Here is a 20,530-nt window from a genome sequence, read left to right as displayed (position 1 = left end):
CAATAGCGACGACAGGATGTCAAAATCAGGTTTCCTCCACTATGCATTGCCCACCCTGGACCAATGCAAATCAAATCTATGTGATCTTTCTTTCTCGATTCAGACAAGGAAAACCGAGTTATATTCGCGTAGCCTGGGTGACAGTGCGAAGTGAGATGTGATCCCCATCGCCCCTTGCTTCGGATTTTTGATTAAGTCCGATTTCACCTAAGGAAACTCATGCGAATAGCACTCTTTTCCACATGCATCGGTGATGTCATGTTTCCGGACGCAGTGAAGGCAACAGCCGTCATCCTCTCCCGCTTGGGATACGACGTCGTGTTTCCACCCGAGCAGACCTGCTGCGGCCAGATGCACGTCAACACCGGATACCAGCGGGAAGCGATCCCGCAGATCAAGAACTATGTTGATGCCTTTGCAGATCCGTCGATCGACTACGTAGTCTGCCCTTCCGGTTCCTGCACCGGGGCTGTCCGCGAACAGCATGAGCACGTCGCATCTCGTTACGGCGATGCCGCCCTGGTAGATGGCGCCCGCACTGCAGCAGCTAAGACCTACGATCTTTCCGAATTCCTCATCGATGTCGCGCAGGTTGACCAGCTGGGAGCCTACTTCCCACACAAAGTCACCTACCATGCTTCGTGCCACTCACTGCGTTTCATCGAAGTAGGCGATCGTCCGCTGCAGCTCCTGCGTGGAGTTGAAGGCCTCGAGCTCATTCCATTGCCGAATGCCGAAGAATGCTGCGGCTTCGGTGGCACCTTCTCTCTCAAGAACGCCGAAGTCTCCGCCGCCATGATGCAGGACAAGGTGCGCCACGTCCTCGAAACCCCCGCCGAGTATGTCACCGCAGGTGATGCCTCATGCTTGATGAATATCGGAGGCGGACTCGCCCGACAAAAGACGGGCGTGCGCGTACTGCATCTCGCAGAAATCCTGGCATCTACCAAGGAAAACCCTTGGTCCCCCACTGCCGCGGTCTATGGCAAGGAGGCCATGCTGTGAAAGTCAGCCTCGGAACTCCAGTATTGCCCCCACACGCTTCGGACATCAGCCTCCTTCACGGTGAGCAAGCGTTTACCGCCGCTGCGCATGACGGCCTACGAAACGAAACCCAACGTAAGAACCTCCATCACGCGACAACGACGATTCGTGGGAAGCGACAGCATGTCGTCGATGAGCTGGACGATTGGCAAGCCCTGCGCGAAGCAGGCTCCAACATTAAACGTGATGTCCTCGCTCGCCTACCCGAACTACTGGAACAGTTTGAAGCGGCCGTCACCGCGCGGGGCGGACACGTGCACTGGGCACGTGATGCCAAGGAAGCTGGCGAGATCGTCACTGAACTGGTGAAAGCCACAGGCGAGAAAAACGTGGTCAAGATCAAGTCGATGGCCACCCAGGAAATTGCGCTCAATGAGCAGCTTCACGAAGCGGGCATCGAAGCCCGCGAGACGGACCTAGCTGAACTCATTGTGCAGCTGGGTGGCGATCGCCCCTCCCACATCCTGGTTCCGGCGATCCACCGTAACCGCTCAGAGGTGCGGGAAATCTTTGTCCGCGAGATGCCGGGCACCGACGAGTCACTCACCAACAACCCGGCCGATCTCGCCGAAGCTTCCCGTTCCTTTCTGCGCGAACAGTTCATGCAGGCCAAGGTCGCCATCTCAGGCGCGAACTTCGGCATCGCCGAGACGGGCACCATCACCATCATGGAATCTGAAGGCAACGGCCGCATGTGCCTCACCCTTCCCGAGACCCTGATTTCCGTCATGGGCATCGAGAAGCTGTTGCCCACCTACCAGGACCTGGAGGTCTTTCTCCAGCTACTGCCCCGTTCCTCCACGGGCGAGCGCCAAGCGCCATATGTGTCCACGTGGTCGGGCATCACTCCTGGCGACGGCCCGCAGAACTTCCACGTGGTGCTGGTGGACAACGGTCGCACCGCCGTGCTTTCCGACGCCATTGGCCGCGAAGCCCTCAAGTGCATCCGCTGCTCTGCCTGCCTCAACGTCTGCCCGGTCTATGAACGAGCCGGCGGCCATGCCTACGGCTCCACTTACCCGGGCCCCATTGGCGCAATCCTGACGCCACAGCTCACCGGCTTCGCTGACCATCATGATCCGAACGCGTCCCTGGCTTACGCGTCTACGTTGTGTGGTCGATGCAACGAGGTCTGCCCGGTCAAAATTCCGATCACCGATGTACTGCTCGAGCTTCGCCACAAAAAAATTGAAACGTCCAAGCCACCTGCGGAAGGCGCTATCTTCGCAGGCGTTGGCGCAGCGTTTGGTCACGCGCAGCTGTGGCAAGTTATTGCGCGACTGATCTTCATGGGGCGCGTGCTCGGTGGCACAAAGGGTGCGATCACCTGGCTGCCCGGCTTTCTCGGCGGATGGACGTCGGTTCGCGACACCCCGATCCCGCCGAAGCAGAGTTTCCGTACGTGGTTTAATAGCGAAGCCGGCCAGCAGCTCTTGGCGGGCGAGCGAGAAAAGGGGCTACAGCAATGAGTGAGCGAAATGAAGCCGCCAAGCGAGAGATCCTGGAGCGCATCCACCGGGCCCATGAGCTAGCGGGGACGCCTGCTGGCCCGCATCCGGTGCCACGCAACTACCATACGGATTTCACTGTGCCTTCCGATGAGCTGCTGGATATTCTCGAAGATCGACTGCTGGACTACAAAGCCGAGGTTCGTCGCTGCCCAGCTTCCGAGATCGGCCAGACCCTCGCTGAGATTCTGTCCTCCCGAGGCGCACGAACCGTGGTGCATGCCCCAGGTCTTCAAGCTGAGCTTTTCGACGCCTTTGACGGCACTACTTCTGCAGACGACGTCGCCAGCGATCCCCGCTCGCTGGGAGACATAGATGCCGTAGTGACGGACTCCCACGTGACCTCCGCCCAAACTGGCACCATCTGTCTGCAGGCTGGAGAGGCATGCGGACGTCGCGCGCTCACGCTCGTGCCAGATGTACACGTGTGCATCGTGCGCAGGGATTCCGTGGTCTACTCAGTCCCCGAAATGGTGGCACGCCTGGACCCATCCGTACCCACCACCATGATCTCCGGGCCTTCCGCCACCTCAGACATCGAATTGTCTCGTGTGGAGGGAGTTCACGGGCCACGGACGCTGATCGTCGTGCTAGCCGAGTAGCCCCGCTTCTTTAGCGGAGGGCGATTTCATCGCGGTGGGCGATGGTGTTAAAGTTCTATCCATCGCTACGTGCGAGTTGCCCTCGTAGCTCAGGGGATAGAGCGCTGGTTTCCGGTACCAAAGGTCGGAGGTTCGAATCCTCTCGAGGGCACCACTTACCCGTCTTGGATATTTATCCAGGACGGGTTTTCTGTTGTTTGAGGCAAACTCGCGTGGACCACACCGCGACACGCTCATCTATCCTGGCCCAGCTTCTTAGCCTGCACTTATGTAAGGTCTCGACGCTCAGTGCCGAACTATTGAACAAATGGATTCATTTTCACAGCGTATGCGCAGTTTAGTAGAGCACCCCCAAACTGTGCCTATCCATAACAAAACCATCTCAAAACCATGATTAGCGTAATAAACCTTAAGTTTTCCTTGATACGGTAAGCGACAGCTGAGATGTTTATTGGGTTAATTTATTGAATTGCCCAACGAACACAAAGATGCGTCTTAGACCTACCACGCCGTACTTCTCCGGGTACTGGCACAAACGAATCGATAAGGAATAACTGAATGTCCGCCATTAGGAGTTATTTTTCTGACACGGCGAGGCGCGCTATCGCGCTGCTTGCAGTGTGTGCCCTCGTCGTTCTTGGTTTTGCGAGTTTTAACCCATCCGCACAAGCCGCCGTCGGCGATATCGAACTCGGCAACCCCGAGTTGATCACCACTGACGGAACGCTGGAACAATGGGATACAGCTAGGATCAACATCGATTGGTCTGCCCCAGAAGGCATCGTCGGTGGCGAATCTTTCCAGGTAGATTTTCCTGAAGAGATCGCTCCACCAAACGATTTCACTTTCCCGCTGGTTAACTCAGAAAACACTGTCGGCGGAAGCTGCACTGTTTCTACCGCCTCCCGCAACATGGTATGCACGCTAAACGATGCCTTTGCGAACATGGACAACGTCCAAGGCACTGTCTCGGTGCAGGTCCAGGCCCGTAAAGTGACCGAACCTGGAGACACCACTGTCGAGATCGTCCTCGACGGCGAGGTTGTCATTATTGAACTCCCGGAAGACGGCATCATCGGCCCCGAGACCCCAGCTATCGAGGATTCTCAGAAGTGGGGCTGGTCCGAGAACAATTACTCCACTTTCGTATGGCCAGTACTCATCGCGGGATCAGACATCGCTGAGCTCGGCGAAGCTCCGCTGGAGATTTACGATGAGCTTGGTGCAGGTCACGTCTACGTAGACGATCCGAACAACTTCACCTTCTACCAAATGACCACCGAGGAGTTCCAAGCTGACCCGTGGCACCCAGCTGGAGAGAACATCCTTCCGATCGGGAGTCTTTACGTCAATGACTCCCGCACAGCGGCCAACATCACCGTTGCTGCACCAGCCGGTGGTTGGGACGAAAACAAGACTTACGTGCTGTTCTACCGCACCGAAACCACGGACGGAAAGCCAGCTCCAAACCAAGCACAGTTCACCAACACTGCCACGGTCAATGGCCAGGAACTCACTAGCACGGTCATTCGCAAGGGCGAAGGTACAGGCACCATTGACGGTGTGCCACGTGCTTCCTTCGACATTCAGAAGGTCATGTCCGACTCCTCTGCTAGCTTGCCGGTAGGCACCACCTTCACCGTCCAAGCCACTATCGACTCCCCTAACGACGCCTTCGACGAGGTCAAAACCTACGAAGTCATCCCAGGCGAAGTCACCAATGGCGGTATCGAGCTGCCGGTAAATACCAAGGTCACCCTGACGGAAATCAATCTTCCCGAGATCGACGGATTCACCTTCTCCACTCCAAAATTCTCCACGATTGACGAAGGCGACGGCAACATCGTGATCTCGGACGATGGAAAGACCGCGACGCTCACGATCGCTGCACAGACCAATGCCGTCGTAAAGCTAACCAACGAAATCACGCCCATCCCGGTGGTCACTCCGACCAAGACCCCGACGCCGACCCCAACGACATCTGCCACGCCGACGCCGACGCCGACCGTGACGCCGACCCCAACGTCAACTGCCACCCCGACGCCAACGACGTCTGCCACCCCGACCCCGACTAAGACGCCGACGTCCACGCCAACCCCAACGACGACTGCCACGCCGACACCGACTAAGACGCCTACGTCCACGCCGACCGTCACACCGACCCCAACGACGTCTGCCACGCCGACACCGACGTCTTCCGTGACCCCGACGCCGACATCCACGCCGACCGTCACACCGTCCAAGACGCCGACGGCCACACCGACCCCAACGACGTCCGTGACACCATCCCCAACACCGTCGGAGACTCCTTCCCCTACTCCGACGAAAACTCCCGATCGCGGAATTCCTATCATTCCGATCCCGATCCCGATTCCAGGTAGCTCTGGCTCCAGCGATGGTGGTAACCCAACCCCACCTAATCCAGTGGTTCCTGGACCACAAACCGGCGGCGATTCCCAGACTCCACCTGTTGCTGATCGTGGCGACGCTGTGCTGGGTGTGAGTAACCCTCCTGCGTCGCAGCAGCCACAGAAGCAAAGCCCGCAGTCTCGCGTTAACCGCGTACTTGCCAATACTGGCGCTAACCCCGAGATTGCGCTCGGACTTGGCACTATCTTGGCAGCGATTGGCGTTGGCCTCTTGATCCGCTCCCGTCGCTTCGAATAAGCGCAAATAAGCAAAGTGCCCCTCAACCAGAAACGGTTGAGGGGCTCTTGTCGTATTGGGGAACTAGGTGTTCCACATCAGCACTGCCGCTGCAGCGTACAACAGCGCCATTGCTGGGAAGAAGAAAACGGAGAGAACGAAGACCAAGCGGAGCAGGGTTGCATCGATGCCATAGGTCTCTGCGATGCCGCCTAGCACGCCAAAGAGCATCGAATTAGTCTTGCTGCGGTTCAGCTTGCGGCTGAGGAATGGGATCGTGCCGTCGAGCTTGGAGAAGTCGTTCTGGTTGGAAGGATCGAAGTTACCTTGTGGAGTGGTCATGATTGCCGCCCTTTCTGTCTCGTATCTGCTGCTTTCAAACTCCATTGTTCCGGAATTCGAGCGGGGCGGCATCGGGCTTTACCCTGACTTTGACCCTGAACTTTTAGCCCTGCGGGTCGGTATCGATCAGTTTGGCGAAAAACACGCGTAGCAGTTCGGATTCTTCTGGCGTCAGGTGATCAAATACCATTCGACGAACAGACTCGACGTGGCCTGGAGCAGCGCCTTCTAGACGCGCCAGACCATCATTGGTAAGAGTGACAAAAACGCCGCGAGCGTCTTCGGGGCACTTTTCCTTTACAACGAGACCACGGCGCTCCATGCGGGTGATCTGGTGAGAGGCACGGCTGCGATCCCACTCCAGAACCTGACACAAATCGCGAAGGCGTAGCGAGCGGTTCTCCGCCTCGGAGAGCACTACCAGCACGGAGAACTCGCTGGCACCGATGCCGGATTCAGATTGGAGGACGTCCTCCATTCCGCGCTCCAGGTGGCGGATACCACCAAGAATAAGACGCCACAACGCCTGCTCTTCATCATTTAGCCACCGTGGGCTCGATGCCATAACTCTTAAACCTGCCTTGTGGGTTGTCAGCCAAAACTTCTCTTAGCCGCCGTGCACTCCTATTAAGAGTGTTTTCCTGAATTACTCGAAAGCATAAGTGAAATACGAGCGATAACCAAACCATTGTGACATTTCATCACTCTTTTTTCAAGGACATTCACGCAGGCCAGGATACCTAGCTAAAAAAGTTTGCCCCATTTGTTGACACGTCACAGAACTGTGCGTACAGTGGGTACCACGGACAAAGCGTCCACCAAAAAACTATTAGGAGATATCCCATGTCTGACTTCAATGGCACCTACACCCTCGACCCTTCCCACTCTCGTATCGGCTTCTGGCTGCGTCACGCAATGGTCACCAAGGTTCGTGGTGAGTTCACCGACTTCGAGGCTGCTCTCACCTACGGCGAGAACAACTCCGCAACTGCCACCATCAAGACGGCCTCCATCAACACCAACAGCGCTGATCGTGATGCACACGTTCGTGGCGAGGACTTCTTCAATGTTGAGCAGTTCCCAGAGATGACCTTCACCGCTACCGACTTCAACATCGATGGCACCGAAGGCACCGTGACCGGCGACCTGACCATCAAGGGCATCACCAAGCCAGTCACCCTGAAGGTCGAGATCGCAGGCATCGCTGTAGATCCTTACAACCAGACCCGCCTGGGCTTCGAAGCAACCACGAAGATCAACCGCAAGGACTTCAACATTGACTTCAACGCCCCACTGAACACCGGTGGCGTTATGCTCTCCGAGGACATCAACATCGAGATCGAGGGTTCTGCCATCCGTCAGGGCTAAACCTTCAGAATTCTCCATTACCCGGTGTGGGAGACAGTTCGTACTGTCTCCCACACCGGGTTTTGCGTTGCAACTTGCGCTGACAGAATCTACTAGTCTGCCGGATCGATCCCGCGTAGTCGCTTGAGTTCATCCATCGTCAACGCCGTTTTGCCTACAACGCGTTCGAATCGCTCCGGCATGGACGTCAGCACAAACACTTGGCGCTGCTTGCCAAGGTTGGTGAGCACTCGGTTCATCATCACCAAGCGTTGCTTGTCAGTGTTGCCCAGAGCGTCGTCAATGAACAGCGGCACACCATGGCCTTCATCGACCAATTCCGCGACGGCGCAGCGGGCCAGCAAAGCCAATTGTTCTTGCGCTCCTCCAGACAAAGCCTTGAGGTCAATGGGGGTGTCTGCAATAACCCTTTGGGAAATGCTCAGCTGGTCATCGAGGATGAAGTCAAGGTCAGCGCCGAACAGGGACCGCGATAGCGCACTGAGTTTGGCGACAAAGGGTGCGGAGTAGCGTCGCCGGGCGGCATCGAGATGTTGTCGCAGGGTGATCAGCAACAGCGCAGCTGCGTCTGCGCGGCGCTGCACCCGAATAAGCTGCTGCTCCGCCGCTTCATGTTGCGCTTCTGCTTGAAGGAGCTCTTCAGCCACGCCTTCCGCCCGCCCGATGTTTCCTTTTCGCTCTGCCATGCGTAACTCAGTATCGGCAACAGATTTCTTGAGACCTTCAAGCAGGCTCTCGGCCCCTTCCAACAGATCACGAGCCTCTTCAACATCGATTCCCGCAGCAGATTCGAGCAATTGTGTAGTGGACTTCTCCAACTTCTGAACGGTCTCACGCCGGGACGAAACGTCTTCTTCGAGCTCAGTTGTCGACGCTTCTTCTTCACCTCTGGTCAGCTCGGTTTCTAGATTTGCTAACTGTGTGGTCGCGATTTCAATGCGGGTGTCCGCCATGGAAAGTTCGACCTGCTTGTCGGCTGCTTCCAGCGACTTGACTTCGACGCGGCAAGAGCGGACCGAATCTTCCCGAGCAGACAACCCCTCTTTTAGCTCGGATTCTCGGGAACGAAGCTGAGCCACGTCAGATTCCGGAACAATTAAGCCTTCCAACGCACGCTCGAGGTCTTCCAACTCGCGACGCAGCTCCCGAAGATCTTTCTTCCCCACGAGGGCGGCCCGTTCAGTTTCTAGCTTGGCGATTTCCGCTTCCTGCCGGGCATGGTCTGCGGACAGGCGACGGAGTTCTTCAACTTCACGTACCTCCCAATCTCCAAGCAGCTGGGTGAGTTTGGATTGACAAGCTTCCAGCTCGCCTACGGCCTCTTCATTCGATCCGTCCGGAAGAAACTCGGCAGTCACTTCTCCGATGACGATGGTGGTCGCGCTGTGCAAGACGCGCACTTGAGCGTCGGTACCTACGGCAACTGTCTCGCCATTGATCTTGACCGCAGTCGAATCAGGTGCGCTGAGTCGCAACTTCGCCGAGAGCGCTTCGACCTTCGCCTGCGCCACCGCGACCGCGGAACTCAAATCATCAGCTTGCTTGACCGTGGCAGCTGAGATGACTCGCGCCGGAAGATCGTGGCGCAATGCAGAAATGGCATTGTCTTTAGCTTCGATGCTGTCTAACAGCTCTCGCAACTCCACAATGCGAGCGTGCCGTTGATGGATGTCGATGTCACGGCGGGCATCGTTGAGCAAACCGCGAGTGGACCGCTCGCGTTCTTCGGCATCGGCAAGCTGCTCCTTCGCCTTGGCCAAACTAGCCTTGTGCTCCTCCACCTCCGCAGCTAGTGGATCCCGGGACTGGATGAGATCAGCAAGTTGAGCCTTTGCACTCGCCACCGCCGACCGTTGTTCATTGCGTTGCTCGAGTGCTTTCTCGGCAGCAACAGCCAGAGTTCGGGCGTGTTCAAGGTCGTTCTTCGCCGCAGAAACCTTAGCTGCTAGTTCGATTGCCGCTGCGAGCGCTGCCTTGCGATCGGCAACCTCCACCCGCGCCGCAGGAATCTTAGCGGTGTGTTCGCTCAAAAGCGCTTCGTCTCGAGAAAAGGCCAAGACATCAGTCTCGAGCTCGGACTTCCTAGATTGAACAGCCACCAAGGCAGTCTCAGAGGAATCAAAAGTAGACAGCGCTTGCTTCAGTTCACCCTTCGGTTTGCCACTAGGCGTGTAGTAGCGGTCGTATTCCTTGGCTGCGGCGTCGATAAGCCCCGTATCCTCTGGGCCCTTCGGTGTGTCACTGGCATCGGAGCCATCCAAGGCATGAGCCAGCGATGGAATACCCGCGGCTGCGAAGGCTGCGTTGACATTGCCCTGACGTACGAAAAGTGTTTCCAGTAGGTCACGGTCGAGGTGTTCACCAAGGATACGGTCCAATTGTGTCTCTGCATCGCCACCGGTGTAGGTAGCGCGGTGAGGTGCAAGGACCGTGAGCTCAGCCTTTTTCGATTTGAGGTATTGCTTGACCAAGCGGAAACGTACTGGCCCAACGGTCGCAGTCAGGCAGATACGCATGGGGACATCGCGGCCCGCAGGCTGCATCGCGCGGACGTCCTTGTGGTTAGTGGAGTACTTCTGGAATAGCACCGTCCACAGGGCTTCCATCATCGTTGACTTGCCGGCCTCGTTCTCGCCGGAGATGACTACTACGCCGCGTTCTGGGAGGTCAGCGAGGTGAAAGTTCGTCACACCGCGAACATTGCTGAACGAAAGCTCGTGTATCTGCATGGTTACTTCCCTTCCCCACTCAGCCGAAACATGAGTCGGAGCGCGTCGCTCGCAGCTTGCTGCTCTGGGCCGGCCTGAGCCTTCGCTATCAATTCGGTCAGCGCATCAGCCTGGTAGCCAGTCACGTTCATCGCCTCTAGATCCTCTTCCCCTGGATCCAAATGCAAGTCCATGAGTCGTTCGCGCGCATAAAGAGCGGCGAAGATCGGCTCCAACCGGTCAAGTTCGGTTTCGAGGAACCGCATGGTCGTTAAGTCCATGCTGCCCCGCAGGGCATACTTGATGGCTACTTCGGACTTATTCTCATAGGCTTCCAGCTCTCGGATGAAGGCAAGAGCATCCTCCCAAGAGTTGATGTCACGAGTGATCGCCTCGAAGCGCCAGGTTCCAACCTGCACTTCGGTGACGTCTACCTCGTGCGAGTCGGAAACGCGCACCACCAGCGCATGGCCAGAGTTATTCTCACCGCCACCGGTGCTGAGCTCCAGGTAGTCGGTTACTTCTGGCGCACCAGAAAACCAGACTTTGCCACTGGCGCCGACAGGTCCAGCGGAGTGGGTATCGCCAAGCGCAAGGTAGGAAATCTCCCCGTCAGCCAGGCAAGATTCAACGAATTCTAGATCAATGGCATCGGCAGCAGGCTCGGAGGAACGCGATTGCACCTGACCGTGCCCTACTGCGATGCGGATCGTACCTGGAGCTACCGGTTCGAGGGTTTCTAACGCCAAGCGGACTGGATCGTCAACGGTGTGCTTCGAGGTCAGCGGGGCCCCGACCAGCTCCACTCCATCAGCTACCGCAATGGGCTTACTATCTGCGATAACGTGCACGCCGTCCGCTACGGCAGAGCTGAAGAAAATGCTGTCTGGTGTCAGCGGGTCGTGGTTGCCGGGCAATAGGTACACCGGCACGGGGAGCGCTGCTAAGGCCTCGCGCACGCGGCCCGTGGTTTGCTTATTTAAGGAGTTGGTTTCGAAGACATCGCCCGCGACCACTATAAATGCGCAATCGTGCTCAACTGCGAGGGCACCTAATCGTGTGATCGCCGCTAAACGGGCGGCGTCGAAACGCGCTTGTGCTTCCGCAGAAAGGAACCATCGGGTCATTCCGATTTGCCAGTCGGAGGTATGAAGAAAGCTAATTTGTTTCATGACTCAACTCTTAACAGACGCTGCGGACACGACAAACGAAATTCGAACACTAGTTCCATTCCGGTCGAACGAGAAAGTCATACAAGTCCTCCAAATCGCTGATAGCGCGCAGCTCATCGGCCGAAGTGTATGACACAGTGCGCATCGCCTTGTGCAGGGCATCGCCATCGGCATCGTCAATGGCCGGCGCGATCTTAGGGTTCGGCAACGCAGGCAGCGAGCCGCCATCCCAAAACGCTGTTGCAGTAGCAGTAGGACTAGCAGCGGCTTCGGATTTCGTCCGAGCCTCTTCTTGCATGGACTGTTCCAGCTGCGCAAAATTCAGTCCACGTAACTCGAAGAGCAAAGCAGGGTTCGCGGCGACCTTGTCCGCGAACGTGTCCAGGACCGCAACTGCATGCTTGCAACACAGCGACCGGTCTGGGCAGTCGCACATCATGCGTACATCGGAAGGGGCGTCGGCAAGCAACGTCGTCACCATGTCCGGAGTAAGTCGCCCGTGCCGCGCCCCTTCGAGGCGACCCGGCGCGCCCAACAAAGCCGAGGTGACAGTGCCGATGTCGGAGCTGTCTCGATGTGGGAAAACCACCTCAACGTGAAACGGTTCCAATTGCGATCCGGCGACTGCTCCGATCACGCGGTCGCGCTGGACGTCGAAGGCGACCACGTTGCCATTGCGTGCGTATGCCTTGCCACGGGAGATGCGGCCTTCGTCGGCGGCGTCGTGGAAGATGTCGCGAATGAAGGCTTGCTGGTGGGATTCGGCTACCTCTCGACGCTTCCGAGCAGGCGGCGGGGTGTCTACGCGCGTTGTGTTGCCGAAGTTGGCGTAGATGACGTTGTCTTTTCTAGCGCGCACGTTCATTTAGGTATCCCTGCCTCGGTAGCTCATGAGCAGCGCCAGATCGTCCGGCGACAGCTCGGTGATCCAACCTTCACCTTCCCCGACGATGGCGCTGGCCAGGTGCATTTTTCCGTCGAGGATGTCTTGGATCGATTCCTCCATGGTGCCACGGGTAATCATTTTGTACACCCGAACTTCGCGAAGCTGCCCGATTCGGAATGCTCGGTCGGTGGCCTGGTTTTCCACGGCTGGGTTCCACCAGCGATCCATGTGCACCACGACGTTTGCCGCGGTGAGGTTCAGCCCGGTGCCGCCTGCTTTGAGCGAGAGCACCATGGCGGGCGGGCCGTCCGGGGATTGGAATTCGGCCACCATTTTGTCGCGACCGGTCTTGCTCACCCCGCCGTGTAGGAACGGAATGTCGCGGCTGAGACGCCCGCTGAGGTACGGCACGAGCAGGTCACCGAAGGCTTTGTATTGGGTGAAGATGAGCATCTTCTCGTCGTTTTCGGTGCAGGTCTTCACCAGCTCCATGAGGGCCTTGACCTTGCCCGAACGGTGCTTGCCGCGTCTGGTGATCAGCGAGCCGTCCTGCAAATAGTGCGCGGGGTGGTTGCAGATCTGTTTGATGCGGGTGATGGTGGACAGCACCAGCCCGCGCTTGGCCATCCCTTCCGCGCTCGCCAGCTTCTGCTGAATGTCCTCCACCAGCGCCGTATAGAGCCCGGCCTGCTCCGTCGTCATGTCGACGGTCAAAATCTCCTCGCTCTTTTCCGGCAGATCGTCGATCACGGCGGGGTCGGTCTTGAGCCTGCGCAAAATGAAAGGAGCAGTAAGATCACGCAGCCGCTGCGTCATCGCTTCATCATTTTCACGTTCGATGGCTTTGGCAAAGTGGTTGCGGAAGAAGGATGCCGAACCCAGCACACCCGGGTTGCAAAAGTCCAGGATAGAGCGCATCTCAGACAAGCGATTCTCCACCGGGGTGCCGGTGAGTGCGACGCGATGCCGGGAGGGCAGGGACCGCACGCTTTGCGACGCCCTCGTCCCCGAATTCTTAATCGCCTGCGCCTCATCTAGTACTACGCGATCCCATTCGAGCTTTCCGAGGAGTTTGAAGTCGCGGGTGACCACGCCATAACTAGTCACCACGAGGTCCATCGCGCGGGCCTTCGCTAGGAATTCTTCGCCGGCGTAGCGGTCGGAGCCGTGGTGGGTCATGGTTTTCAGGCTCGGCACGAATTTGGTGGCTTCGGCGATCCAGTTGCCGACGACGGATGTCGGGCACACCACAAGGGTGGGTCCGCGGTCGGGGTGCTTTTCTTTTTCAATGGCCAGCAGGGTGAGGAGCTGGATGGTTTTTCCGAGGCCCATGTCGTCGGCAAGCACGGCGCCCAGGTTGTTTTCGCTCATCCAGGCCAGCCAATCCACGCCGCGTCGCTGGTATTCGCGCAGGTGAGCGCGCACGGTGTCGGGAACTGGGAGGCGCTCGGGGGCGGGGGTGTTGGTGCCACCTAGCAGTGAATTCTGCCAGCCGGTGCCGGTGAATTCCACGGGGTAATCGTCGGATAGTTTCAGGGCGAGCTCGCGCAGCTGGGCAAGGGTGACTTGGGCGGTGTTTTCCAGTCCCTTATTGAACTGCTCTAGTAGTTCCTGGGCTTTCTCCTCCAGCTGATCGGCCCGAGGATCGTTGTTTGCGCGGGCGAGTTGGGCCTCCATCATGGCCGTTTCCATGCGCTTTTTCACGTTCTTGCGGGAGCTCTTGGACAGCTCTTCCACATACGAAGCGATCTTGTTCAGCGCATCGGTGTCAGCCATGACCCACCGGCCGCGCAGATTGATCAGGCCCGCCTTGGCTGAAACGATCTCTGCCATTTCAGCGTCGGTGAGCTCGACGTCGCCGATGCTGATTTTCCAGTCGTACTGCACCAACTGGTCCAGGCCGATGGTGGACTTGGTGGGGGCGATCGCGCGGTCGCAGGGTTCCGACAGGTCCAGGCGCATCTTTGGCTCATAGGTCGACCAGGCCTTGGGCAGCATCACCACAAAGCCCGTGGCGCGAATGCGCGCAACATCCTTGGTAATGAAAGACACCATCTGGTCAGTGGTCAGGGAAACATCCAAGTCGCCCGAGTTCTCACCTGGCTGGTGGAATGCTGCGGCGCGGGCGTGGGAAAGGCCGGCGTCGTCGGCAAGCACGGGGGCGATGTCTGTGATCCGCTGATACCCACGCTCCACCAGCTTCTTCGTCGCACCATCAAGCTGGGTGAAGCGCACCGGGCTCGGCGAATCGGCATCCAGGCGTACTTGGAGGCGGACGAACCAACCGCGATCGTCGGCAGGGGTTTCTTCCGAGACAGGCTCCTCGACGATCACCACCAGCGAGACATCCGAGCTGGTGAGGGACTCTTTCCACGCCTTGAGCTGCGTCACCAGTTGCGGGCCGCCACGGCGGATTGGAGTCGAGCTGAGCAGGGACTCGGTGAAGTCATGCCAAGGGTACGGCCGTGGCAGCTCGTAGAGCGCCTTGAGGTAGGCGTTGGCGATCCAGTGTGGCAGCTCGTCGGCCATGTCTTCCATAACGCCCGAACCGCCATTGGCGATGAGCACACCCGGCGCGGCTGCCGTCATCTCGGCGATCCACCCGAGCTCCCCCAGCCCGGTCACCAGCTGCCACTGCGGCCACCACTTCGAATCCTCCCACCGGGTGCGCAACACCAGGCGTCCGGCCCGGACGAACCGATCGAGGCCAAGGTAGGCGTGAATGAGCCACAACAAATCCGGGGCCAGGTAGTCGCGCTCAGCGGTTGGGGTCGCTGGAGTTTCTAGATCGAAGATCGCCAATTGTGCCAAGAGCTGCACTGCTTGTTGTGGGGTGTAGGCAGCGGTGGGGATATCGAGGGTGACTTCCCTCCCCTTGGGGGTGCGCAACGTTGTTCGATGGAGGTGCCGGAAGCTTTTGCCGTCGAGAAGCCCGCGGAGCAGCGGCGGGAGTGCATCCTCGGGAAGATTCTCCGGCAGCATGATGCGGTGGCCTTCTACCTGCTCAATCCATAGATGAAGCCCGGACGATTTAGTCCAGAATCCATGAAGCAGGTACGAAGGCATACTTAAGTTTGTACCAGCTCTGCTTCAATTATCGGATTCCAGGGCACATCTACCTGGACCAAGTGGGCCACGGGAGCCTGGCACCACGATACGATTATTAAAAGTTGCGCGGGCCACAGGCGCCCGGTTATCTAGAGGGGAACTCATTAAGTGAGCGAACACAGCTGGTTCATCATCGCGATCGTGATCTACATGGCCGTGATGCTGGGCATTGGGTATTGGAGCTACACACAAACCAAGAAGTACGACGAGTACATGCTCGGCGGCCGTGGCCTCGGCCCGGTGGTTGCTGCTCTCTCGGCGGGCGCGTCGGACATGTCCGGTTGGCTGCTGATGGGTCTGCCGGGCGCGCTGTTCGTGGCTGGTTTCTCAGAGCTGTGGATCGCGATCGGCCTGCTCATTGGCTGCTGGGCTAACTGGAAGTGGATTGCGCCGCGCCTGCGTTCCTATACGGAGGTGGCGCGGAACTCGATCACTGTTCCTAGCTTCATCGAAAACCGCCTGCACGATACCTCCCACGTCCTGCGCATCACGTCCGCAGTGGTCATCCTGGTGTTCTTCACCTTCTACGTCTCCTCCGGCATGGTCTCTGGTGGCAAGTACTTTGAATCGACATTCGGCGGGGACTACCTGACGGGAATGCTGATCGTGGCTGCCATCACCGTGGCGTACACCTTCGTCGGCGGCTTCCTCGCGGTGTCCTACACCGACGCCGTGCAGGGCCTGATCATGTTCGCCTCGCTCATCATCGTGCCCGTCATGGCGGTGATCGCCCTGGACAACCCGATGGATATTTTCGGCTGGCAGACGACGAATGACTACGGCCCGTACACCGGTGGCGAAGGCAACCCGAATTACTTCAACATGATTTCTGGTGTGTCCATCGCCGCGATCATCGGCAACATGGCCTGGGGCCTCGGCTACTTTGGTCAGCCCCACATCATCGTGCGTTTTATGGCCATGCGTAAGCCTGCCGATGCTGTCGCGGGCCGTCGCATCGGCATCTTCTGGATGCTCCTGTGCATTGTCGGCGCCCTGTTCACCGCGATGATCGGCACCGTGTTCTTTGCCCAGAATCCCAACATCGACGTCACCGACACCAAGGCGTATGAGACCGTATTCCTGGACATGGGCCGGATCCTCTTCCACCCACTCATCGCCGGCCTGGTACTGACCGCAGTGCTCGCGGCCATCATGTCCACCATCTCTTCCCAGCTGCTGGTGACCTCCTCCGCCCTCATCGAGGATCTCTACATGATCACCGTCAAGCGCCAGCCACGCCAGAAGAACCTGATGTGGCTGTCTCGCCTTTCGGTCTTGCTGGTCGCTGTGGTGGCGGGCGTGCTTGCTGTGAATCCTTCGGATTCGATCCTGGGCCTGGTTGGTTTCGCCTGGGCAGGCTTCGGTTCCGCCTTTGGCCCGATCGTGATCGCGGCGCTGTTCTGGAAGCGTCTAAACACCCCGGGCGCGATCGCGGGCATGATCGCCGGCGCCGTGGTGTCCTTCGCCTGGGGCCAGAGCGCGCTGTCGAGCACTATGTACGAAATTGTGCCGGGCTTCCTCGCCAACGTCGTGTTCATGGTTGCCGTCTCGCTGATGACCAAGGCTCCTGCGCCTCACATCACCGAGCAGTTCGACAAGGCTTCTAGGCTCTCCCGCGAGAAGGGCATGCTCACCCCGGAGATGCTCGCATAGACTTCAAGGGAACCTTTTGGAGCGGGTAGCCAGTCTAACTAAGTGTGACTGCTACCCGCTTTTTCTTGCTTCTCCTGACCCTGACCACGGCTTTTCTCCTCTTCCTCGATCGCCCCGTCTTCCCCACGCCCGCCGCTTCGCTCAACAACACGCTCCATTTGATCCCCGCCGTCCCCCAGCGCCAATCGGTCCACGGCTACGACCGCGCCGCCTTCGGTGATTGGGCCCCCACGCTTATCGACGGCCATTCTTGCACCACCCGGGACCTCATCCTTTCCCACACGTATCAAACCCCAGTCGATCGCTCGTGTGAGGTATCCCCGACCCCGGTAACCGACCCCTACACAGGCTCTCCTTTAACCGAGGAGGTGCAGATCGACCACATTTTCCCGCTTCGCGCTGCCTGGGATTTGGGGGCGCACTCCTGGAGTGCTGAACAACGTCATCGCTTTGCCAACGATCCCCTCAACCTGGTGGCCGTCTCAGCTGCCGCTAATCAGGAAAAATCCGATGCGCTACCTAGTCAGTGGCAGCCTGCATTGCGCACCAGATGTTGGTACGCGCGTCGTTTGGCGCATGTGGCTGCAATATATGGGTTGCCACTCCCCCGGGATGACATCGCTGCCATGCGCCTGGCCTGCTATGGTGAACACTTGTTTCGACCGCTAACTTTGGAGCGATAAATGCTTATTCTGCACATCCTGACCGCCATCCTTTTCCTCGGCCCCGTAACCGTGGCGACCTCGACTTTCCACGTCAAGGCACTCGCCGCCCACAATAGGGACACCGATGCCCGTGGCGCCGCTGCACTGCTACATAAGATCAGCTCTACCTACGGCATGCTGTCCCTGCTGGTTCCGCTGCTGGGCATTGCCGAGTTCATCGCAGAGGGCCTGTTCTCCGAGGGCCAGTTCCACGCTGCCATCGGCTTGTCCGTCGTAGCCTGGGCGGTGCTCTTCTTCCTGATCCTGCCTCGCCAGCGCAAGATGATCGCTGCTCTCGGCCTGGATGCTGAAGCCGGAGCCACCGAAATCGCCGACTGGAAGAAGGCCAAGGGCCAGCTCTCTATGTTCGCCGGCATCTTCAACCTGCTGTGGCTCGTCACCGCAGGCCTGATGTTCATCTAGTAGCCAAGATTTGAGGGCCCTTCCCTGGGGCTCTCCCTCTCGCTTAGCGCAATTCCAGCTATCTGCAATTCCATCTGGGCGCAATTCCAGCTTTGTGAAACCGGCTATTGGGAGTATGGAGTCTGCTTTCTAGGGAAATATTGCCAAATAGCAGTTGTCCTACTCCCAATAGCTGGTTTTACGTAGCTGGTTTCACCAAAGCACGAGGCTCCCACAAACAACAAAGCCCGCCAAGAGAATCAACTCTTGACGGGCTTTAGCAGTGCTAGGTACTAGCGGTCGCGGAATCCACCGCGGAAACCGCCACGTTCTCCACCACGGTCATCACGATCGCGTCCACCACGGTAGCCGCCACGGCCACCACGGTCGCCACCGCGATCTCCACCACGGCCGCCACGGTCGCCACCGCGGTCGTCGCGATCGCCACGGTATCCGCGTCGATCATCACGGCTGCGTCGACCATCGGAGTCACGCTCGCGGAAACCGCCACGTGGACCCATGTCAGCGCCTGGGGCTGCTTCGATGTGAATCAGCTGGCCAGAGATGCGGGTGTCTGCGAGACGCTCCAGGACGGAGGCTGGCATGTTCTTTGGCAGCTCGACCAGGGTGTGATCGACAGAGATGGTGATGCGTCCGAAGTCCTTGGAGGACAGGCCACCTTCGTTGGCGAGAGCGCCCACGATGGCACCTGGGCGCACGTGCTGGCGCTTGCCCACTGCAAGGCGGTAGACATCCATGTCGTCGTTGCGCTCAAAGCGAGCACCGCGATCGCCGCGATCTCCACGGTCACCACGATCGAAACGGTCACGACGCTCGAAGCGGTCGCCGCCACGGTCATCACGATCAAAGCGCTCGCGACGCTCACGACGCTCTGGTGGGAGCTCCTTGAGCAGGAAGTCGTTGCCAGCCTGCGCCTGGGTAGCCAGGGCTGCAGCAATGTCTTCGAGAGGCACGTCGTGCTCCTCGGAGTATTCCTTGACCAGGCTGCGGAACAGCGCGATCTGGGAATCTTCCAAAGAAGAGGTAATGGAGTCAGCGAACTTGGACTTGCGGGACTCGTTGACCTCGTCGACAGTCGGCAGTTCCATCTCTACGAGGGTCGCGTTGGTGGCGCGCTCGATGGAGCGCAGCATGCGACGCTCGCGAGGGGTCACGAACAGGATTGCCTCGCCGGAGCGGCCTGCACGGCCGGTACGGCCGATGCGGTGCACGTAGGACTCGGTGTCATGAGGAATGTCGTAGTTGAAGACGTGGGTAATACGTTCCACGTCGAGGCCACGAGCTGCGACGTCGGTAGCTACGAGGATGTCCAGGCGGCCATCCTTGAGCTGGTCCACGGTGCGCTCACGCTGAGCCTGGGCGATGTCGCCGTTGATGGCTGCTGCGGAGAAACCGCGAGCGCGGAGCTTTTCTGCAACTTCTTCGGTCTCGTGCTTGGTGCGCACGAACAGGATCATTGCTTCGAACTCGGTGACCTCGAGGATGCGGGTCAGCGCGTCGAGCTTGTTGCGGTGCGAGACGTTGAGGAATCGCTGCGTGATGTTGGTGTTGGTGCGAGTCTCGGACTTGACCGTGATCTCGGCTGGGTTGTTCAGGTACTGCTTGGACAGGCGGCGGATGCCGTTTGGCATGGTTGCGGAGAACAGAGCAACCTGCTTGTCCTCAGGGGTGTCTTCCAGAATTCTTTCGACGTCTTCTTGGAAGCCCATGTTGAGCATCTCGTCGGCTTCGTCGAGGACGAGGAAGCGCAGACCGGAGATGTCCAGGGTGCCCTTCTTCAGGTGGTCGATGACGCGACCTGGGGTACCCACGACGATCTGAGCGCCACGGCGCAGACCGGACAGCTGAATGCCGTAGGCCTGGCCACCGTAGATCGGCAGCACATTGATGCCACCGAGGTGATCGGCGAATTCTTGGAATGCGTCTGCTACCTGGAGCGCGAGCTCGCGGGTTGGGGCAAGCACGAGGGCTTGTGGTGCGCGCACGGACTTGTCGATGCGGGAAAGCACTGGCAGCGCGAAAGCTGCAGTCTTACCGGTACCGGTCTGCGCGAGGCCGACGACGTCGCGGCCTTCCATTAAGACTGGGATAGTCTCGGACTGAATTGGGGATGGGGTCTCATAGCCAACCTTGGCGATGGCCTTCAGCACTTCTGCAGGCAGCCCCAAGTTTTCGAAACCTTGCGTGGTGTCGTCCTCAGAAGTGTTCGCATCCCTGACGTCATTATTGACGTCCTGCGAAGTATCCTGAGTTTCCGACGTTGTGACATTTTCCAGCTCTTCTACGCCGCTGGCAACGTTATCGGTGTTACTCATCGCACCCAACCGTACGCCACTTTCCCCAATAATGCGAAGCGCGCCACTTTT

Annotated in this window: 15 protein-coding genes and 1 tRNA gene; 9 read left to right on the top strand and 7 right to left on the bottom strand. The window is 58.6% G+C overall.

The annotated features are described in order from the left end of the window. Positions 1 to 219 precede the first annotated feature (219 nt). From CKALI_RS04370 to CKALI_RS12205, 5 genes are all read left to right on the top strand, one after another. Positions 220 to 1,005 (top strand): (Fe-S)-binding protein, encoded by a 786-nt coding sequence (locus CKALI_RS04370; RefSeq protein ID WP_156192137.1) that lies wholly within the window; start codon positions 220 to 222, stop codon positions 1,003 to 1,005. After that, complete coding sequence (locus tag CKALI_RS04365) at positions 1,002 to 2,513, top strand: lactate utilization protein B (protein ID WP_156192136.1); 1,512 nt, start codon at positions 1,002 to 1,004, stop codon at positions 2,511 to 2,513. The genes CKALI_RS04370 and CKALI_RS04365 overlap by 4 nt, the downstream gene beginning before the upstream one ends. Further along, a complete protein-coding gene (locus CKALI_RS04360; RefSeq protein ID WP_156192135.1) occupies positions 2,510 to 3,154 on the top strand; it encodes a LutC/YkgG family protein in 645 nt (214 codons plus the stop codon). The genes CKALI_RS04365 and CKALI_RS04360 overlap by 4 nt, the downstream gene beginning before the upstream one ends. A 78-nt stretch (positions 3,155 to 3,232) precedes the next feature. After that, positions 3,233 to 3,308 (top strand) — tRNA-Arg (locus CKALI_RS04355). Between the two features lie 404 nt (positions 3,309 to 3,712). After that, positions 3,713 to 5,821: an Ig-like domain-containing protein gene (locus tag CKALI_RS12205; RefSeq protein ID WP_197079766.1), complete on the top strand. Its 2,109-nt coding sequence runs from the start codon at positions 3,713 to 3,715 to the stop codon at positions 5,819 to 5,821. Between the two features lie 63 nt (positions 5,822 to 5,884). Here the strand turns inward: CKALI_RS12205 and CKALI_RS04345 are convergent, their stop codons facing one another. Both CKALI_RS04345 and CKALI_RS04340 read right to left on the bottom strand, forming a co-directional pair. Beyond that, positions 5,885 to 6,142, bottom strand: coding sequence for a PspC domain-containing protein (locus tag CKALI_RS04345; RefSeq protein WP_156192134.1), 258 nt, complete (start codon positions 6,140 to 6,142; stop codon positions 5,885 to 5,887). Between the two features lie 103 nt (positions 6,143 to 6,245). Next, positions 6,246 to 6,707 carry a MarR family winged helix-turn-helix transcriptional regulator gene (locus tag CKALI_RS04340; RefSeq protein WP_156192133.1) on the bottom strand — a complete coding sequence of 154 codons (462 nt, stop codon included), beginning with the start codon at positions 6,705 to 6,707 and terminating at the stop codon, positions 6,246 to 6,248. A gap of 278 nt (positions 6,708 to 6,985) precedes the next feature. On the opposite strand from CKALI_RS04340, the gene CKALI_RS04335 reads away from it, so the two are divergent. Then, positions 6,986 to 7,510: a YceI family protein gene (locus CKALI_RS04335; protein WP_156192132.1), complete on the top strand. Its 525-nt coding sequence runs from the start codon at positions 6,986 to 6,988 to the stop codon at positions 7,508 to 7,510. A gap of 92 nt (positions 7,511 to 7,602) precedes the next feature. Here the strand turns inward: CKALI_RS04335 and CKALI_RS04330 are convergent, their stop codons facing one another. From CKALI_RS04330 to CKALI_RS04315, 4 genes are read right to left on the bottom strand one after another with little or no spacing between them, the layout of a single operon-like run. Then, positions 7,603 to 10,239, bottom strand: a complete 2,637-nt coding sequence (locus CKALI_RS04330) for an AAA family ATPase (protein WP_156192131.1) — start codon at positions 10,237 to 10,239, stop codon at positions 7,603 to 7,605. Between the two features lie 2 nt (positions 10,240 to 10,241). Further along, positions 10,242 to 11,390 carry a metallophosphoesterase family protein gene (locus CKALI_RS04325; RefSeq protein WP_156192130.1) on the bottom strand — a complete coding sequence of 383 codons (1,149 nt, stop codon included), beginning with the start codon at positions 11,388 to 11,390 and terminating at the stop codon, positions 10,242 to 10,244. Between the two features lie 49 nt (positions 11,391 to 11,439). Next, positions 11,440 to 12,255, bottom strand: a complete 816-nt coding sequence (locus tag CKALI_RS04320) for an SWIM zinc finger family protein (protein ID WP_156192129.1) — start codon at positions 12,253 to 12,255, stop codon at positions 11,440 to 11,442. Further along, positions 12,256 to 15,342, bottom strand: coding sequence for a DEAD/DEAH box helicase (locus CKALI_RS04315; RefSeq protein ID WP_156192128.1), 3,087 nt, complete (start codon positions 15,340 to 15,342; stop codon positions 12,256 to 12,258). It lies immediately after the preceding gene. A 150-nt stretch (positions 15,343 to 15,492) separates the two neighbouring features. Between CKALI_RS04315 and putP the strand changes: the two genes are divergently transcribed. The 3 genes from putP to CKALI_RS04300 are packed head-to-tail and all read left to right on the top strand — an operon-like array spanning position 15,493 to position 18,164. Further along, positions 15,493 to 17,037, top strand: coding sequence for a sodium/proline symporter PutP (gene putP / locus CKALI_RS04310; protein WP_156192127.1), 1,545 nt, complete (start codon positions 15,493 to 15,495; stop codon positions 17,035 to 17,037). A gap of 44 nt (positions 17,038 to 17,081) precedes the next feature. Next, complete coding sequence (locus tag CKALI_RS04305) at positions 17,082 to 17,720, top strand: HNH endonuclease family protein (protein ID WP_197079764.1); 639 nt, start codon at positions 17,082 to 17,084, stop codon at positions 17,718 to 17,720. Further along, positions 17,721 to 18,164 carry a DUF2269 domain-containing protein gene (locus CKALI_RS04300; RefSeq protein ID WP_197079763.1) on the top strand — a complete coding sequence of 148 codons (444 nt, stop codon included), beginning with the start codon at positions 17,721 to 17,723 and terminating at the stop codon, positions 18,162 to 18,164. A 272-nt stretch (positions 18,165 to 18,436) separates the two neighbouring features. On the opposite strand, the gene CKALI_RS04295 is transcribed toward CKALI_RS04300, so the two are convergent. Beyond that, complete coding sequence (locus CKALI_RS04295; RefSeq protein WP_156192126.1) at positions 18,437 to 20,479, bottom strand: DEAD/DEAH box helicase; 2,043 nt, start codon at positions 20,477 to 20,479, stop codon at positions 18,437 to 18,439. Positions 20,480 to 20,530: the final 51 nt, after the last annotated feature.

Origin of the sequence: Corynebacterium kalinowskii, from assembly GCF_009734385.1 — a bacterium.
GTDB lineage: Bacteria > Actinomycetota > Actinomycetes > Mycobacteriales > Mycobacteriaceae > Corynebacterium > Corynebacterium kalinowskii.
The sequence above is the reverse complement of the archived record's forward strand: the minus strand, read 5'-3'. Positions and strand labels throughout refer to the sequence as shown.

Coding starts and splice junctions, on each gene's coding strand:
- CKALI_RS04370 (WP_156192137.1), top strand. CDS start 220: ATGCGAATAGCACTCTTTTCCACATGCATCGGTGATGTCATGTTTCCG.
- CKALI_RS04335 (WP_156192132.1), top strand. CDS start 6,986: ATGTCTGACTTCAATGGCACCTACACCCTCGACCCTTCCCACTCTCGT.
- CKALI_RS12205 (WP_197079766.1), top strand. CDS start 3,713: ATGTCCGCCATTAGGAGTTATTTTTCTGACACGGCGAGGCGCGCTATC.
- CKALI_RS04340 (WP_156192133.1), bottom strand. CDS start 6,707: ATGGCATCGAGCCCACGGTGGCTAAATGATGAAGAGCAGGCGTTGTGG.
- CKALI_RS04360 (WP_156192135.1), top strand. CDS start 2,510: ATGAGTGAGCGAAATGAAGCCGCCAAGCGAGAGATCCTGGAGCGCATC.
- CKALI_RS04295 (WP_156192126.1), bottom strand. CDS start 20,479: ATGAGTAACACCGATAACGTTGCCAGCGGCGTAGAAGAGCTGGAAAAT.
- CKALI_RS04320 (WP_156192129.1), bottom strand. CDS start 12,255: ATGAACGTGCGCGCTAGAAAAGACAACGTCATCTACGCCAACTTCGGC.
- CKALI_RS04315 (WP_156192128.1), bottom strand. CDS start 15,342: ATGCCTTCGTACCTGCTTCATGGATTCTGGACTAAATCGTCCGGGCTT.
- CKALI_RS04330 (WP_156192131.1), bottom strand. CDS start 10,239: ATGCAGATACACGAGCTTTCGTTCAGCAATGTTCGCGGTGTGACGAAC.
- CKALI_RS04300 (WP_197079763.1), top strand. CDS start 17,721: ATGCTTATTCTGCACATCCTGACCGCCATCCTTTTCCTCGGCCCCGTA.
- CKALI_RS04325 (WP_156192130.1), bottom strand. CDS start 11,390: ATGAAACAAATTAGCTTTCTTCATACCTCCGACTGGCAAATCGGAATG.
- CKALI_RS04345 (WP_156192134.1), bottom strand. CDS start 6,142: ATGACCACTCCACAAGGTAACTTCGATCCTTCCAACCAGAACGACTTC.